We start from the raw sequence: 15,972 nt of genomic DNA, 5'->3' as shown, positions 1-15,972 counted from the left end.
TCGCGGCGTCGCGGCAGCTCCACGCCGGGAAGCTAACAGCCGATTTCTTCGCCGGTCCATCGTCGGTGACCGCGATCACACGCAATGCCCGACCCTTTCGACGCTGCCTCAAAAAGCTGGACGGGCCGCCGAATTACGCTTTCGCTACCGGCACGACGCGACCCTCGCGATCCCTTCACCCTGGAGTCCCCCATGACGGTTGAGGCTGTTGCCGCCCCCACGTGGACCATCGAGCCGGAGTTCACGTTCACCGACGCCGAACGCGAGGCCCTGGAGGCCGCGCTGAGTACGGTCACCGCGAACCCGTACCGCCTGTACGAGGCCCACCGCTTCCAGGTGGGGCAGCTCAGGGCCGAGGGCGCGGTGCCCGAGCGGTTCGTCCGCTACGTCGAGACCCTGGCCGCGCGCGACCGGGCGGCCGAGCCCGTCGTCGTCCTGAAGAATGTGCCGCACGACCGCGACGTACCGGTATTCGACTTCGACCAGCCGGTCCGCTCGAAGTACGAGGTGAAGAAGACCTTCGTCGCCGAGGGATTCCTGGCCCTGTTCGCCCTGCTCGCGAACACCCCTGCCATCGGATACGTGAACGTCAATGACGGGGACGTGTTCCAGGACATCTATCCGCAACGCCGTCTGCAGGAAAGCCAGTCACAGAAGGCGCTGAAGCAGATCCATTTCCACAAGGATCTCGCCAACCATTTCGTCCGGCCCGACCAGGTCTACATGGTGGGTATGCGCAGCAACCCCGTGAACGAGGTCTACACGTCGTTCGTGCGGAACATCGATGTGATCGAGTCCTTCTCCGCGGACGAGCTGGAGCTGCTGCGTGCCGCCGAGTTCTACACGCCCTTCGACGATCTGAGCACCATGGGTGGCGGCCGGGTGACGCTCGGCGAGGCCGATATGCACCCGATCATCGGCGGCCGCGGCCCGGAGGACCTCCGCTTCTTCGAGAACCGGACGGTCGGGGTCACCGACGCCGCGAAGGCGATCGTCCCCAAGGTCGCCGAGACCCTGCACCGCCTCAAGCAGCGCGTCTTCATCGAACCCGGCGACTTCGTCATCACCTACAACAACCACACGATTCACGCCAAGGAGGTCGTCGAGGTCGGCGACCCCGAGGCCCTGCAGACCCGCTGGATCATCAAGACCGTCAACGTCGACGACATGACCCCGCACCGCCCGCACCTCGTCCCCGGCACCGACCATCTGATCAACGGCTGACGGCCCGCCGGGCGCCACCAGGACACCACTGACCCCACCGGCTCCACCGGCCCCACTGGCTCCGCGAACGAGTGACAGATGGCCCGTCACGGTTTCCGTGACGGGCCATCAGGTTACGTACGAGCTGCTCGCATCGTTTCTGCGCCGCGTACGTGCGGTGGGGCGGGTGGGACTCGAACCCACGGCCGACGGATTATGAGTCCGCTGCTCTAACCGGCTGAGCTACCGCCCCGTCTCGGCGTGGCGCGTACAAGTGTGCGCGCCGTCTGCCGCAGCATAGCCGCTCATACGATCTCCTGCCTCGGATGGTCCGGCTCTGCACGACCATGAGGACTCCGTCCGCGCGCGGACGGTTCCACCAGGCAAGAAAAAGCCCCCCGGAGCGGACTCCGGAGGGACTTGTTCACTGCTCTCCCGACTGGACTCGAACCAGTAACCTGCCGGTTAACAGCCGGCTGCTCTGCCAATTGAGCTACAGGAGATCGAGCTCCCCCGACTGGACTCGAACCAGTAACCTGCCGGTTAACAGCCGACTGCTCTGCCAATTGAGCTACAGGGGAATGACCTCGTTGCTTCGAACGAACCCACCTGGGTACTCGCCAGGCGGCGTGCGCTCGCTGCGACACATACATTAGCGCAAGGTGGGGGGTGGTCCGCCAATCGGTACCCCTCAAGTGATCGACAAGCTCCTGAACGACCGCACCGACCACGAACGCCTCGCTACGGAAAGGGTGGCCGACCATGCGCTATCGGCTCACATTCATCGCCGGTCTGGCCCTGGGTTACGTACTGGGCACGAGGGCCGGACGGGAGCGCTACGAGAAGCTGAAGAAGTCCGCGCGCGAGATCGCCCAGAACCCGGCCGTGCGCAACACGGCGGAGTCTGCGGCGCAGCAGACGCGCAACGTCGCGGGCAAGGCCTTCCACTCGGTGAGCGAGAAGGTCGAGAGCAAGGTGCCGGACTCGGTCGCCGACCGGGTGCGGACGCTGCGCGAGCGCGGCGGCCCCGGCGACGAAGGGGCGACCGACGACTGGGGCACCAGCAACACCTGACGCCCCGGACCCCACGGCCCGCGCCCGACGGCACAGAAGCGTCCGCCGGTACGGCAGAATTTCAGTCATGGGGATAGTCGCCGGGCTGGACAGTTCGCCCGAATTTACGCGCATAGTCGTTTGTGACGCCGACACCGGGGCCGTGCTGCGGCAGGGGTACGCCCCGCACCCGCTGGAGGCACCGGAGGGCGGCGGGCGGCCGTCCGACGTCGATCCCCAGGCGTGGCTTCTCTCACTCGGCGAGGCCGCGGGCGGGGGGCTGCTCGAAGGCGTGCAGGCCATCGGGGTGTCCGCGCAGCAGAACACCGTGGTGCCGCTGGACGCGCAGGGCAACACCGTGCGTCCGGCCCTGGTCGGCGGGGACAAGCGGGCGCAGGTCGCGGCCGCGGACCTGGTGGACCGGCTCGGCTCGCGCGAGGCGTGGGCCGAGGCCGTGGGCAGCGTGCCGCAGGCGGCGCTGCCGGTGACCAAGCTGCGCTGGCTTGCCCGGAGCGAGCCCGAGAACGCCGAGCAGGTCGCCGCCCTGATGCAGGCGCACGACTGGCTCGTGTGGCAACTGCTCGGCCGGCCCGCGCGGCGGACCACCGACCGCGGGGGGGCCTCCAGCACCGGGTACTGGTCGGCGGCGAGCGCCGCGTGGCGGCCCGACCTCGTGGAGCTGGCGCTCGGCCACCAGGTGGCGCTGCCCGAGGTGATCGGCCCCGGCGAGGCGGCCGGGCGGACCCCGGAGGGCCTGGTCATCTCGGCCGGGACCGGGGAGACGATGGCCGCCGCGTTCGGGCTCGGCGTGCAGTCCGGGGACGCCGTGGTCTCGCTCGGGGCCTCCGGTTCCGTGATGGCCGTGCACCACGAGGCGCTCGTGGACTCCAGCGGATCCATCACCTCGCTCGCCGACGCCACCGGGATGCACCTGCCCGTGGTGCACACGTCGAACGCGGTACGGGCGCTGCGCGGCACGGTCGACATGATGGGGCTCGACGGCGGCCTCGAGGAGCTGTCCGAGCTGGCCATGAAGTCGACGCCGGGCGCCCACGGACTCGTACTCCTGCCCTATCTGGAGGGCGAGAAGACGCCGAACCTGCCGCACACCGCGGGGACGCTGAGCGGGCTGCGCCGGGAGTCGATGAAGCCCGAGCATCTGGCGCGGGCCGCGTTCGAGGGCATGCTGTGCGGACTCGCCGACGCCATGGACGTACTGCGCGGCCGTGGCGTGGAGATCCGGCGGGTGTTCCTGCTGGGCGCCGCCGCCGAGCTGCATGCCGTGCAGAGCGTGGCGCCGGCCCTGTTCGAGGCGCAGGTCGTGGTGCCGCAGGCCGCGGACTACGCGGCGATCGGCGCGGCCCGGCAGGCCGCGTGGGCGCTGAACGGGCAGCTGCCGCAATGGCAGGGCGCGGCCGCGCAGGTCTTCGAGCCGGGCGACGAGCTGCCGGTGGGCCGGGCGGTGCGGCAGCAGTACCGGGCGGTGCGGGACCAGATCCACCCCGGCGCTTTTGCCTGAGCCTTGGTTAATTCGGTTGAGGTAACGCGGGTGGAGTGTTCGACGATGGGGGTCCATGCGTACGTCGCCGCCCGGCGGCGCACGCGTCGATCCCCCTCCCCGAACACCGCTCCTCCCACTACCGCCGACCACCGAGAGACCGAGCGTGCTCATAAGACTTCTGCGGACCTACCTCAGTCCGTACAAGAAACCCATCGGGCTGCTGGTGCTGCTTCAATTCCTGCAGACCTGCGCCTCGCTGTATCTGCCCACCCTGAACGCCGACATCATTGACAACGGTGTCGTGAACGGTGACACCGGCTACATCCTGGAGTTCGGCGCCCTCATGCTGGGCGTCACCGTCGTCCAGGTCGTCTGCAACACCGGCGCCGTCTACTACGGCGCGCGGACCGCCGCCGCGGTCGGCCGGGACCTGCGGGCGGGGATATTCGACCGCGTGCAGTCCTTCTCGGCCCGAGAGGTCGGCCAGTTCGGCGCCCCGTCGCTGATCACCCGCACCACGAACGACGTGCAGCAGGTCCAGATGCTGGCCCTGATGACGTTCACACTGGTGGCCTCGGCGCCGATCATGTGTGTCGGCGGCGTCGTCATGGCGCTCGGCCTGGACGTGCCGCTGTCGGGCGTGCTGCTCGCCGTGCTGCCCGTCATGGCGATCGTCCTGTCGCTGATCATCCGTAAGATGCGGCCGCTGTTCCGGTCCATGCAGACCAAGCTGGACACGGTGAACCGGGTGCTGCGCGAGCAGATCACCGGCAACCGTGTGATCCGCGCATTCGTCCGCGACGACTTCGAGAAGGCCCGGTTCGGAGCCGCGAACCGGGAGCTGACCGACGTGTCGGTCGCCACCGGCCGGATCATGGCACTGATGTTCCCGTTCGTGATGACGATCGTGAACGTCGCGTCGATCGCCGTGGTCTGGTTCGGTGCGCACCGCATCGACAGCGGCGGCATGCAGATCGGTGACCTGACCGCGTTCCTCGCGTATCTGATGCAGATCGTGATGAGCGTGATGATGGCCACGTTCATGTTCATGATGATGCCGCGTGCCGAGGTGTGCGCCGAGCGCATCCAGGAAGTGCTCGGCACCGATTCGAGCGTCGTGCCGCCGCGGCCCGAGGACTCGGTGCGTGAACTGCGCCGCCACGGCCACCTGGAGCTGCGGGGCGCCGACTTCGGCTACCCGGGCGCCGAGGAGCCCATCCTGCGCGGCATCGACATCACGGCCCGCCCCGGTGAGACCACGGCGATCATCGGTTCGACCGGCAGCGGCAAGTCGACGCTGCTCGGCCTCGTACCGCGGCTGTACGACACCACGGCCGGCTCGGTCCACGTGAACGGCGAGGACGTCCGCGGGATCGACCCCGCGCTGATGGCGAAGACGGTCGGGCTCGTACCGCAGAAGCCCTACCTGTTCTCCGGCACGGTCGCCACGAACCTGCGCTACGGCAGCCCGGACGCCACCGACGAGGAGCTGTGGCACGCGCTGGAAGTGGCGCAGGCCAAGGGCTTCGTCGGCGAGCTGGAAGGCGGACTCGACGCACCCATCACCCAGGGCGGCACCAACGTCTCCGGCGGTCAACGCCAGCGCCTCGCCATCGCGCGCACGCTCGTGCAGCGGCCGGAGATCTACCTCTTCGACGACTCGTTCTCCGCGCTCGACTACGCGACCGACGCGGCACTGCGCCGGGCGCTCGGCGAGGAGACGGCGGAGGCGACCGTGGTGATCGTGGCCCAGCGGGTCGCGACGATCCGCGACGCCGACACGATCATCGTGCTCGACGAGGGCCGCGTCGTCGGCACCGGACGCCATCACGAGCTGATGGCCGACAACGAGACGTACCGGGAGATCGTTCTCTCCCAGCTGACGGAAGCGGAGGCCGCCTGATGAGTGGGCCCATGGGGCGAATGGCGGCCGGTGCGCCCGGTTCGCGTTCGATGGACTTCAAGGGGTCGGGCAAACGCCTCCTGAAGCGGCTCGCCGCACACCGCGCGGCGGTCATCGGGGTGCTCGTCTCCGTCGTGATCAGCGTCGGCCTCTCGGTGGTCGGACCGAAGATCCTCGGGCGCGCCACCGACCTGCTGTTCGGCGGGATCATCGGCGGGCGGATGCCGGCCGGGCAGACCAAGGAACAGGTCGTCGAGGGCCTGCGGGCCAAGGGTGACGGCGGCATGGCCGACATGCTCGGCAGCGTCGACTTCACCCCGGGCCAGGGCGTCGACTTCACCGCGATCGGCGAGGTGCTGCTGCTCGGCCTCGCCGTGTTCGCGGTCGCGGGTCTGACGATGATGATCGGCACACGGCTCGCCAACCGGACGATCAACCTGGCGGTGGGGCAGCTCCGCGCCGAGTTGCAGGACAAGCTGTCGCGGCTGCCGCTGTCGTACTACGACAAGCAGAAGCGCGGCGAGGTGCTGAGCCGGGCGACCAACGACATGGACAACCTCGGGCAGACGCTCCAGCAGACGATGGGGCAGATGCTCAACTCGCTGCTGACCGTCATCGGCGTGCTCGCGATGATGTTCTGGATCTCCTGGCTGCTCGCGCTGGTCGCGCTCGTGACGGTGCCGCTGTCGGTGTTCGTCGCGGCGAAGGTCGGCAAGCGTTCGCAGCCGCAGTTCGTGCAGCAGTGGCGGGCGACCGGCGCACTGAACGCGCACATCGAGGAGATGTACACCGGCCACAACCTGGTGAAGGTGTTCGGCCGGCAGCAGGAGTCCGCCGACCAGTTCGCCGAGCAGAACGAGGAGCTGTACCAGGCCGCGTTCAAGGCGCAGTTCAACAGCGGCATCATGCAGCCGCTGATGTTCTTCATCTCGAACCTGAACTATGTGCTCGTGGCCGTGGTGGGCGGTCTCCGGGTGGCCAGCGGCTCGCTGTCCATCGGGGACGTCCAGGCCTTCATCCAGTACTCGCGCCAGTTCTCGATGCCGCTGACACAGGTCGCGTCCATGGCGAACCTGGTGCAGTCGGGTGTCGCCACGGCCGAGCGGGTCTTCGAACTGCTCGACGCCGAGGAGCAGTCGGCGGAGCCGGTGCCCGGCGAGAAGCCGGACCACCTGCGCGGGCACGTCGAGTTCGAGCACGTGGCCTTCCGCTACGAGAAGGACAAGCCGCTCATCGAGGACCTGTCGCTCACCGCGGACCCCGGTCACACGGTGGCGATCGTCGGGCCGACGGGCGCGGGCAAGACCACGCTCGTCAATCTGCTGCTGCGGTTCTACGAGGTCACGGGCGGGCGCATCACGCTCGACGGCGTCGACATCGCGAAGATGTCGCGGGAGGAGCTGCGCGCCGGGATCGGCATGGTCCTCCAGGACACCTGGCTGTTCGGCGGGACCATCGCGGAGAACATCGCGTACGGGGCCGAATCAGAGGGTGCGGCGCGCAGCGCCTCCGGCAAGGGCGGTGGTGGGCGACGGGCGGGCGTCACCCGCGAGGAGATCGAGGCGGCGGCGAAGGCCGCGCACGCCGACCGGTTCATCCGGACGCTGCCCGACGGGTACGACACCGTGCTCGACGACGAGGGCACGGGTGTCAGCGCCGGTGAGAAGCAGCTCATCACCATCGCGCGGGCGTTCCTGTCCGACCCGGTGATCCTGGTGCTCGACGAGGCGACCTCCTCCGTCGACACCCGGACCGAGGTGCTGATCCAGAAGGCGATGGCTCGGCTCGCCTCCGGGCGTACGTCGTTCGTGATCGCGCACCGGTTGTCCACGATCCGTGATGCGGACACGATTCTCGTCATGGAGAACGGGGCGATCGTGGAACAGGGCTCGCACGATGCCCTTGTCGCTGCGGACGGGGCGTATCAGCGGTTGTACGAGGCGCAGTTCGCGCAGGCGGTCGCCGAGGTGGACTGATTCTGCTGCCCAGCCGGGGTTGCGGTCGCGGGGCTCTGCCCCGGGCCCCGCGCCTCAATCGCCAGCGGGGCTTGATTTAGTCCAGGTAACCCCTCAACTGGTCCGCGAACGCGTGGTCGCGGAGTTTGTTGAGGGTTTTCGACTCGATCTGGCGGATGCGCTCGCGCGTGACGCCGAAGATGCGGCCTATCTCCTCCAGGGTGCGCGGGCGGCCGTCCGCGAGCCCGTACCGGAGCTGGACGACCTTGCGCTCGCGCTCGCCGAGCGTGGAGAGCACCGCCTCCAGGTGCTCGCGCAGCAGCAGGAAGGCCGCCGATTCCACGGGGCTCGTCGCGTCGCCGTCCTCGATGAGGTCGCCGAGGGCGACGTCGTCCTCCTCGCCGACGGGGGCGTGCAGGGACACCGGCTCCTGGGCGAGGCGCAGCACCTCGCTGACCCGCTCGTGCGGCAGGTCGAGGTGGGCGGCGACCTCCTCGGGGGTCGGCTCGTAGCCGCGCTCCTGGAGCATGCGGCGCTGCACGCGGACGACCCGGTTGATCAGCTCCACGACGTGGACCGGGACGCGGATGGTGCGGGCCTGGTCGGCGAGGGCGCGGCTCATGGCCTGGCGGATCCACCAGGTCGCGTACGTCGAGAACTTGTAGCCGCGGGCGTAGTCGAACTTCTCGACCGCGCGGATCAGGCCGAGATTGCCCTCCTGGACCAGGTCGAGCATGGTCAGTCCGCGGCCCACGTAGCGCTTGGCGACGGAGACGACCAGACGCAGGTTCGCCTCGATGAGGCGGCGCTTGGCCATCCGGCCCATGACCACCAACCTGTCGAGGTCGAGGGCCAGTTGGGAGTCGAGGTCGGGGGCGTGGGCGAGCTTCTCCTCGGCGAACAGGCCCGCCTCCACGCGCCGCGCGAGCTCCACTTCCTCGGCCGCCGTGAGCAGCGGGATCCGGCCGATCTCGCGCAGGTACTGGCGGAACAGGTCGGAGGACGGGCTGCCGCTCTCGGTACGGGCGCCGCGCACCGGCTCGGGCGGGTCCACCGACCCCTGGGAGGACCCGGCCGGCTCCTCCGGCTCCGCCTCGGGCTGGTGCGCGACGCGGTTCTGCGCGGGCACCGAGGCCAGTACGTCGCCCTGCGGCACGGCCCCCTTGGGCGCGGCTGCGGGATCGGCGAGGGCCTGCGCTGTGCTGTCGCTCTGGGTGAGGGTCTGGGTCTGCACGGGGGCGACCTCCAAAGTGATCGCATCTGAGGCGTGCGGCAGGGGGGCGGGAACGGCAGCCACGCCGCCGTCCTTCCCGTACGCGATGAGCGGAACCGCGGGGGTGTCGGACCCGTTGTCCAGGCTCCGGCCGCGCTCCGAGGACTCAGGCACCGCAACCCAGTGTGGAGTACGACACAGTGCCGCCACGAGGGGCGTGCGTTGACTTTTTGAGTCCGGTGCGTGACCGGGCGGTTACCGTGCTGGACGGTTACCCACCTTTCCCCGGTCCGAACGACACCAAACGGCCCCCGTCGACCCACGCCTCGGGGCTCCGCCCCGGACCCCGCTGCTCAATCGCCGCAGGGGCTTGAAAGATCGCCTCAATCGCCGGCGGGGCTTGATAGATCAAGCCCCTGCGGCGATTGAGGCGCGGGGTCCGGGGCAGAGCCCCGAGGCCGGAGGACGGCGCGGCTAAAGAGCGTCGGCGCCCCGTTCGCGGAGCGCTTGGCCGTACTGCTGCAACACCCACAACTCGTTCTGCACCGCGGCCAGTTGGTGCGGGTCGCCGCCCGCGCCGAGGCGGGTGAGCGTGCCCTGGACGTCACGGATCCGGCGGTCGACGGCGCGCTTGCGCACGGTGACCAGCTGCTCTCCCGCGTACGCCTCGTCGACGGTCTTGCGGCGGATGGCCTCGACGGCGAGCTCGGTCACCATCGCCCGCACCGCGTCGTCGGGCGCCGCCTCGCGCACCGAGACCAGGTACTGCTGCGGGTCGTGGACGCCCTGCTCGGCGCCGCCCGCGTCCATGACGGCCTGCCGGACCGCCGCGTACGGGTCGGCCGTGAACTCGTCGACCCCGTACGCGTCGAAGGCCGGGGAGACCAACTGCGGGTACTGAAGCGCCAGTTTGAGCAGTTCGCGCTCGGTCGTGAACACCGGGTTGCGCAAGGTGAGCGCCGGTCCGCCGAAGGGCCGGGCCGGCGCCGCGGCGGGGGCGTCCTGCGGGCCGCCGCGTCCGGGGCCTGCGGGCGCGGGGCCTCGGCCGCCGCGCTCGCGGGCCCAGCGGGCGAGCTGCCCCACCCGCTTGACCACGAACTGGGTGTCCAGGATGCCGAGCATGCCGGCGAGCTGGACCGCGACCTCGTGCTGCGAGGCGCTGTTCTTGATGCGGGCGACGACGGGCGCCGCCTCGTCGAGCGCGGCGGCGCGGCCCGCGGGGGTCTCCAGGTCGTAGCGGGAGACGATCTGGCGCAGCGCGAACTCGAAGAGCGGGGTGCGGGGTTCGACCAGGTCGGCGACCGCCTCGTCGCCCTTGGCCAGGCGCAGGTCGCACGGGTCCATGTTGTCCGGCGCGATCGCGATGTACGTCTCGGCTGCGAACTTCTGGTCGTCCTCGAAGGCGCGCAGGGCTGCCTTCTGGCCCGCCGCGTCGCCGTCGAAGGTGAAGATCACGCGGGCCGAGCCGTTGTCCATCAGGAGCCGGCGGAGGATCTTGATGTGGTCGTTGCCGAACGCCGTGCCACAGGTGGCGATGGCGGTCGTGACGCCCGCCAGGTGGCAGGCCATCACGTCCGTGTACCCCTCGACGACGACCGCGCGGGAGGACTTGGCGATGTCCTTCTTGGCGAGGTCGATGCCGTACAGGACCTGGGACTTGCGGTAGATCGGCGTCTCGGGCGTGTTCAGGTACTTCGGCCCGTTGTCGTCCTCGCGCAGGCGGCGGGCGCCGAAGCCGACGACCTCGCCGCCGATGTCGCGGATCGGCCACATCAGGCGGCCGCGGAACCGGTCGATGGGGCCGCGGCGACCCTCCTGGGAGAGCCCGGAGAGCAGGATCTCCTTGTCACTGAAGCCCTTGCCGCGCAGGAAGCGCGTGAGGTGGTCCCAGCCCGCCGGGCTGTAGCCGACGCCGAAGTGCTGGGCCGCGGCCTGGTCGAAGCCGCGCTCGGCGAGGAACGCCCGGCCGATCTCGGCCTCGGGCGACTCCAGCTGGTCGACGTAGAACTGCGCGGCGACCTTGTGCGCCTCGACCAGGCGGATCCGCTCGCCGCGCTGGTGGGTGGGGTTGTACCCGCCCTCCTCGTAGCGCAGCGTGATGCCCGCCTGACCGGCGAGGCGCTCCACCACCTCGGAGAAGGAGAGGTGGTCGACCTTCATCACGAACGTGATGGTGTCGCCGCCCTCCTGGCAGCCGAAGCAGTGGAACAGGCCCTTGCTGGGGCTGACCTGGAAGGAAGGCGACTTCTCGTCGTGGAACGGGCACAGACCCTTGAGGTTTCCGCCGCCCGCGTTGCGCAGCTGCAGGTACTCGGACACCACGGCGTCGATCGGGACCGCGTCCCGAACCGCCTTCACGTCCTCGTCATTGATCCTGCCTGCCACGCGGCAAGTCTACGGTGCCCCTCTGACACTCCCGTCACCGCTCCACAAGGTCGTTTGTCACTGTTCGACAAGATCACCGAGGGGAACCGAGGGGTCCGAGAGCCGCTCGACGCCGGGCCGCGCCCCGGACCTGATCAGCCGCTGGATCTGCTCCGTGACGTCCCACACATTCACGTTCATCCCCGCGAGGACCTGCCCGTCCTTCAGCCAGAACGCGATGAACTCGCGCTTGCCGGCGTCCCCGCGCAGCACCACCTGATCGTACGAGCCGGGCGGCGCCCAGCCCGAGTACTCCAGGCCCAGGTCGTACTGGTCGGAGAAGAAGTACGGCACGCGGTCGTAGCTGACGTCCTTGCCGAGCATGGCGCGGGCCGCGGCCGGGCCGCCGTTCAGCGCGTTCGCCCAGTGCTCGACGCGCAGCCGGTCGTCGAAGAGCGGGTGCTGGATCGCCGCCACGTCGCCCGCCGCGTAGATGTCCGGGTCGGACGTGCGCAGCGTGGCGTCCACGGCGATGCCGCCGCCGTGCGCCCGGTCGGCCAGGTCGAGGCCCGCGGCCTCGGCGAGCGCGGTGCGCGGGGCGGCGCCGATGGCGGCCAGCACGTCGTGCGCCGGGTGCTCCTCGCCGTCGTCGGTGAGGGCGGCGAGGACCATGCCGTCCTGTCCGGTGATCTCGGTGAGCCGGGCGCCGAAGTGGAAGCGGACGCCGTGGTCGCCGTGCAGCTCGGCGAAGATCTGGCCGAGCTCGGGGCCGAGCACGGAGTGCAGCGGCGTGGCCTCGGGCTCCACGATGGTGACCTCCGCCCCGTACTCACGGGCGGCCGCGGCGACCTCCAGGCCGATCCAGCCGGCGCCGGCGATCACCAGATGTCCGTTGTCCCTGCCGAGCGAGGCCAGCACGTTCTTCAGGCGCTCGGCGTGGGCCAGGCGGCGCAGGTGGTGGACGCCCGCGAGGTGCGTGCCGGGGATGTCGAGGCGGCGCGGCTCCGCGCCGGTGGCGAGCAGCAGCTTGTCGTAGCGGACGACGGTGCCCTCGCCGAGCCGCACGGTCTTGTCGGCGCGGTCGATCGTGGTGACCGTCTGGCCGAGGTGCAGCTCGATGTCGTTGCTCGCGTACCAGGCCGGTTCGTGGACGAAGACGCTGTCGCGCTCCTCCTTGCCCTGGAGGTAGCCCTTCGACAAGGGCGGCCGTTCGTACGGGTGGTCCCGTTCGTCACCGATGAGGATCACCCGCCCGGTGAACCCCTCCGAGCGGAGCGTCTCGGCGGCCTTGGCTCCTGCGAGCCCTCCCCCGACGATGACGAACGTCTGGTCCGCGTCGACCACTTGATGCCTCCTCATTGCCATGCCGTCATATGCGAGCGTCCCGCACGCAGCGTAATGCGGGAAGGGGGCGTGGCCCGATCAGGGCATCTTTTCGTCACGCCCAGTGGTCGCGTCTCCCCCTCGATGATCCCCGCCGACGGTGAGCCGCGCATGAAGGGAACGCGCCGAGGCGTCGGTCAGCGAGGCCATCTGATCGACGATCACGCGCTTCTTCGCGCGGTCGTCGGGCGCGGCCACGAACAGCGCGCGGAACTGCGGGTCGAGTCCTTCGGGCGCGCGGGAGGTCAGGGCCTGCGCCAACTCGGCGACCACGACGCGCTGATCGGCCCGCAGCCGCTCCTGCTGGGGGCGCTGCATCACATACCGGTCGGCGACCGCCTTGAGCACCGCGCACTCGTACCGGGCGGCGCGCGGCACCACCAGCTCCGCCGCGTAGCGAGTCAAACGGCCCGTGCCGTGTCTCGCGCGTGTCGCGCCCTCCGCGGCGAGGCAGAACCGCCCGATCAGCTGGCTGGTCGCGTCCTTGAGCCGGGCCTGGGCGACCGCGGTGCCGTCGTAGCCGTGCGGCCACCACTCCTGGTCGAGGAGCCGGTCGAGGGCGGCGGCGAGCTCGGCGGGATCCGTGCCCTCGGGCACGTAGCGGCCGACGGCGACCGCGAAGATGTCGGCGCGCTCGGGCTCCGCGTGCAGCATGTTCGGGTCCAAGTGCCCTGCGTGCAGGCCGTCTTCCAGGTCGTGCACGGAGTACGCCACGTCGTCCGACCAGTCCATGACCTGCGCCTCGAAGCAGGTGCGGCGGCCCGGGGACGTCTTCCTGATCCAGTCGAAGACCGGCCGGTCGTCCTCGTAGACCCCGAATTTCTGGGACTCGGGATCACTGGGGTGCTCGCCGCGCGGCCACGGGTACTTCGTCGCGGCGTCCAGCGCGGCCCGCGTCAGGTTCAGACCCACGCTGGTCAGCTCGCCGGACTCCGCGCTGCGGATGAAGCGCTTGGGCTCGATGCGGGTGAGCAGGCGCAGCGACTGCGCGTTCCCCTCGAAGCCGCCGCAGTCCTCCGCCACCTCGTTGAGCGCCTGCTCGCCGTTGTGCCCGAAGGGCGGGTGGCCCAGGTCGTGCGACAGGCAGGCCGTCTCGACGAGGTCGGGGTCGCAGCCGAGCGCGGCGCCCAACTCGCGCCCCACCTGGGCGCATTCGAGGGAGTGCGTGAGGCGGGTGCGCGGGCTCGCGTCCCAGTGCCGGCTGCGGGTGCCCGGCGTGACGACCTGGGTCTTGCCGGCGAGGCGGCGCAGCGCCGACGAGTGCAGCACCCTGGCCCGGTCGCGCTGGAACGCCGTGCGCCCCGGGCGCTTGTCGGGCTCGGGTGCCCAGCGCTCGACGGCCGCCTCGTCGTACGTGTCACTGCCTACGCTGTCTTCCATGGCCCGACAGTACGGGCAGCCGCTGACAATCGGGACCTGCGGTGGCTCAGACGGACGCGGTACGCGCCACGTCGGCGTACGCGGCCGTGGCCGGGGCCCGGTCGTAGCGGTGCAGGACGAGGCGGGCCAGGGCCGAGTGGGTGCCCAGGGGCGCCGCCGCGATGCCGGGCGCCACCGCGGCGGCTTCCGAGGCGAAGCGGCCGGGGGCGGTGAAGTACGAGGCGACGGCGATCCGGTCGCGGCCGTGGGCGGCGAGGGACCGGGCGGCCGTGGCGATGTCGGGGGCGGCGGCGGACGCGTAGCCGGGGACCACGGGGACGCCGAGGCGGTCGGCGAGGAGCGCGGCCGTGCGGCGGACGTCGGCGGCGGCGCCCGGGTCGCGGGAACCGGCGGCGGCGAGGACCACTCCGCCGCGGCGGCGGTCCCGGTCGGTGGAGCGTCGCGGCCAGTCGGCCTCGACGAGCCGGTCGTGGAGCGCCTCGACGAGCAGCGGGTGCGGGCCGAGGGGGTCGGCGACGCGGGTGCGCAGGTGTCCCGCGGCATCGGCGGCCCGCGGCAGGTCGTGCTTGACGTGGTGGCCGCGCGAGAGGAGCAGCGGCACGAGGACGGCCCGCCCGGCGGGCAGCTCGGCGAGGGTGTCGTCGAGCAGCGGCTCGTTCAGCTCGATGTGGCCGAGGCGGACGGTGAGGCCGGGGCGCCGCTCGCGTATCCGCTCGACGAGCGCGGAGACGGTGGCCAGGGCCCGTGGGTCGCGGCTGCCGTGTGCCACGAGCACCAGGGCCGGGGGTTGCCGGTGGCCGCGCAGCGGGGAGACGTGGCTGAGTCTGCTGCCGAGCTGGTCGCTGATCATGGTGAGGAGTCCCGCCGTGCCGACTGTGTGATCCAGGTGGGTCGTGCCGTGGTCCGTGGGGCCGTACGACTCGTCCGTCATGGACAGATCGTGCCGGGTGGGGGTTGCCAAGCTGTTGCGGCCGGGTGACGGGGGGTTGCCGCGCGTTCACCGTTCGGCCCCGCCTCGGGTGAGCCGCACCGGCGTTGCGCCCTCGGGCTCCGCCCCGGACCCCGCGCCTCAATCGCCGGCGGGGCTTGATGTTGCCCACCCGCCGTACGGGCTGGATTTTTCCCACCCGCCGCAGGGGGACTTGCTCTTTCAAGCCCCTGCGGCGATTGAGCAGCGGGGTCCGGGGCGGAGCCCCGAGGCGTGGGGGCGGGGGCGTGAACCGTTGGAGGGGTGGGGGCGTCTGATTCAGCGTTGAGTCACGTCTGCCCCGGGGGACCCGAATGCGTCTGCCACGTACCAGGAAGGCCCAGCGCAGGACGGCGCAGGCGATCATGGCCGGCTGCGTGCTGGCGCTGCTGCCCGCGACCTGGTTGTTCACCTCCACCGGGGACCGGCTCAGGACGATGACGGACGTCCCCCGCACCGACGTGGCCGTGGTGTTCGGAGCCGGCCTGTGGAACGGGGAACCCTCGCCGTACCTGGCACACCGGCTCGACGCGGCAGCGGAGCTGTACCGCGCGGGAAAGGTCCGCGTCCTGCTGGTCACGGGCGACAACAGCCGTGCGGAGTACGACGAACCGGACGCCATGCGCGCGTACCTGACCCGCCACGGGGTGCCGTCACGCGCCGTGGTCAGCGACTACGCGGGCTTCGACACCTGGGACTCCTGCGTCCGCGCGAAGAAGATCTTCGGCGTCGACCGGGCCGTCCTGGTCACCCAGGACTTCCACGCGCGCCGCGCGGTGGCACTGTGCGGCGCCGCGGGCATCACCTCGTACGGGCTCGGGGTCGCCGAACCGCACGACGTGACCTGGTACGCGGGCGGGGCGCGGGAGCTGCTCGCCGCGTCGAAGGCGGCGCTCGACGCGACGGTGCGGCCGGACCCGCACTTCCTGGGGCCGCGGGAGCACGGAGTGCGCGAGGCGCTCGGCGCGTCGTCCTCACGCCGTCCGTAGGGCGGCCGGGAGGTGCTCTTCTCTGCCGCGTAACCGGGCGCGCGCCGACCGGCAACACACC

At 70.8% G+C, this 15,972-nt stretch carries 11 protein-coding genes and 3 tRNA genes; 6 read left to right on the top strand and 8 right to left on the bottom strand.

Annotated features, from left to right (window positions below; all coding sequences use genetic code 11):
• The first annotated feature begins 192 nt into the window (after window positions 1-192).
• Window positions 193-1,224 (top strand): hypothetical protein, encoded by a 1,032-nt coding sequence (locus ACIA8D_RS17790; protein ID WP_399233090.1) that lies wholly within the window; start codon window positions 193-195, stop codon window positions 1,222-1,224.
• A gap of 158 nt (window positions 1,225-1,382) precedes the next feature.
• Here ACIA8D_RS17790 and ACIA8D_RS17785 read toward each other — a convergent pair.
• The 3 genes from ACIA8D_RS17785 to ACIA8D_RS17775 form a co-directional block, all read right to left on the bottom strand.
• Window positions 1,383-1,456, bottom strand: a tRNA-Ile gene (locus ACIA8D_RS17785).
• A 177-nt stretch (window positions 1,457-1,633) separates the two neighbouring features.
• Window positions 1,634-1,706: transfer RNA gene (locus ACIA8D_RS17780), tRNA-Asn, on the bottom strand.
• Window positions 1,707-1,711: 5 nt separating this feature from the next.
• Window positions 1,712-1,784, bottom strand: a tRNA-Asn gene (locus tag ACIA8D_RS17775).
• A 181-nt stretch (window positions 1,785-1,965) separates the two neighbouring features.
• On the opposite strand from ACIA8D_RS17775, the gene ACIA8D_RS17770 reads away from it, so the two are divergent.
• The 4 genes from ACIA8D_RS17770 to ACIA8D_RS17755 all read left to right on the top strand — a co-directional run bounded on the left by ACIA8D_RS17770 (window position 1,966) and on the right by ACIA8D_RS17755 (window position 7,636).
• The gene (locus ACIA8D_RS17770) at window positions 1,966-2,277 is read left to right on the top strand and encodes a YtxH domain-containing protein (protein WP_399233087.1); all 312 of its coding nucleotides are present in this window, start codon (window positions 1,966-1,968) and stop codon (window positions 2,275-2,277) included.
• A gap of 67 nt (window positions 2,278-2,344) precedes the next feature.
• On the top strand, window positions 2,345-3,775 hold the full coding sequence (locus ACIA8D_RS17765) for an FGGY-family carbohydrate kinase (RefSeq protein ID WP_399233085.1): 1,431 nt from the start codon (window positions 2,345-2,347) through the stop codon (window positions 3,773-3,775).
• Between the two features lie 145 nt (window positions 3,776-3,920).
• A complete protein-coding gene (locus ACIA8D_RS17760) occupies window positions 3,921-5,660 on the top strand; it encodes an ABC transporter ATP-binding protein (protein WP_399233083.1) in 1,740 nt (579 codons plus the stop codon).
• Window positions 5,660-7,636, top strand: coding sequence for an ABC transporter ATP-binding protein (locus tag ACIA8D_RS17755; protein ID WP_399233082.1), 1,977 nt, complete (start codon window positions 5,660-5,662; stop codon window positions 7,634-7,636). Before ACIA8D_RS17760 ends, ACIA8D_RS17755 begins: the two co-directional genes overlap by 1 nt.
• Window positions 7,637-7,712: 76 nt before the next feature.
• Here ACIA8D_RS17755 and ACIA8D_RS17750 read toward each other — a convergent pair whose 3' ends face one another.
• From ACIA8D_RS17750 to ACIA8D_RS17730, 5 genes are all read right to left on the bottom strand, one after another.
• Window positions 7,713-9,002: an RNA polymerase sigma factor gene (locus ACIA8D_RS17750; RefSeq protein ID WP_399233081.1), complete on the bottom strand. Its 1,290-nt coding sequence runs from the start codon at window positions 9,000-9,002 to the stop codon at window positions 7,713-7,715.
• Between the two features lie 300 nt (window positions 9,003-9,302).
• The gene (dnaG, locus tag ACIA8D_RS17745; protein WP_399233080.1) at window positions 9,303-11,213 is read right to left on the bottom strand and encodes a DNA primase; all 1,911 of its coding nucleotides are present in this window, start codon (window positions 11,211-11,213) and stop codon (window positions 9,303-9,305) included.
• A 57-nt stretch (window positions 11,214-11,270) separates the two neighbouring features.
• Complete coding sequence (locus ACIA8D_RS17740) at window positions 11,271-12,536, bottom strand: NAD(P)/FAD-dependent oxidoreductase (RefSeq protein ID WP_399233079.1); 1,266 nt, start codon at window positions 12,534-12,536, stop codon at window positions 11,271-11,273.
• 78 nt (window positions 12,537-12,614) lie between these two features.
• Window positions 12,615-13,955, bottom strand: a complete 1,341-nt coding sequence (locus ACIA8D_RS17735; protein WP_399233077.1) for a deoxyguanosinetriphosphate triphosphohydrolase — start codon at window positions 13,953-13,955, stop codon at window positions 12,615-12,617.
• A gap of 46 nt (window positions 13,956-14,001) precedes the next feature.
• Window positions 14,002-14,886 carry a sirohydrochlorin chelatase gene (locus ACIA8D_RS17730; protein ID WP_399233075.1) on the bottom strand — a complete coding sequence of 295 codons (885 nt, stop codon included), beginning with the start codon at window positions 14,884-14,886 and terminating at the stop codon, window positions 14,002-14,004.
• Between the two features lie 350 nt (window positions 14,887-15,236).
• Between ACIA8D_RS17730 and ACIA8D_RS17725 the strand changes: the two genes are divergently transcribed.
• Window positions 15,237-15,911, top strand: coding sequence for a vancomycin high temperature exclusion protein (locus ACIA8D_RS17725; protein WP_399233073.1), 675 nt, complete (start codon window positions 15,237-15,239; stop codon window positions 15,909-15,911).
• The last annotated feature ends 61 nt before the right edge of the window (window positions 15,912-15,972 follow it).

Source organism: Streptomyces sp. NPDC051684 (assembly GCF_044453445.1).
Classification (GTDB): Bacteria; Actinomycetota; Actinomycetes; order Streptomycetales; family Streptomycetaceae; genus Streptomyces.
This window is presented reverse-complemented; position numbering and strand designations above follow the sequence as displayed.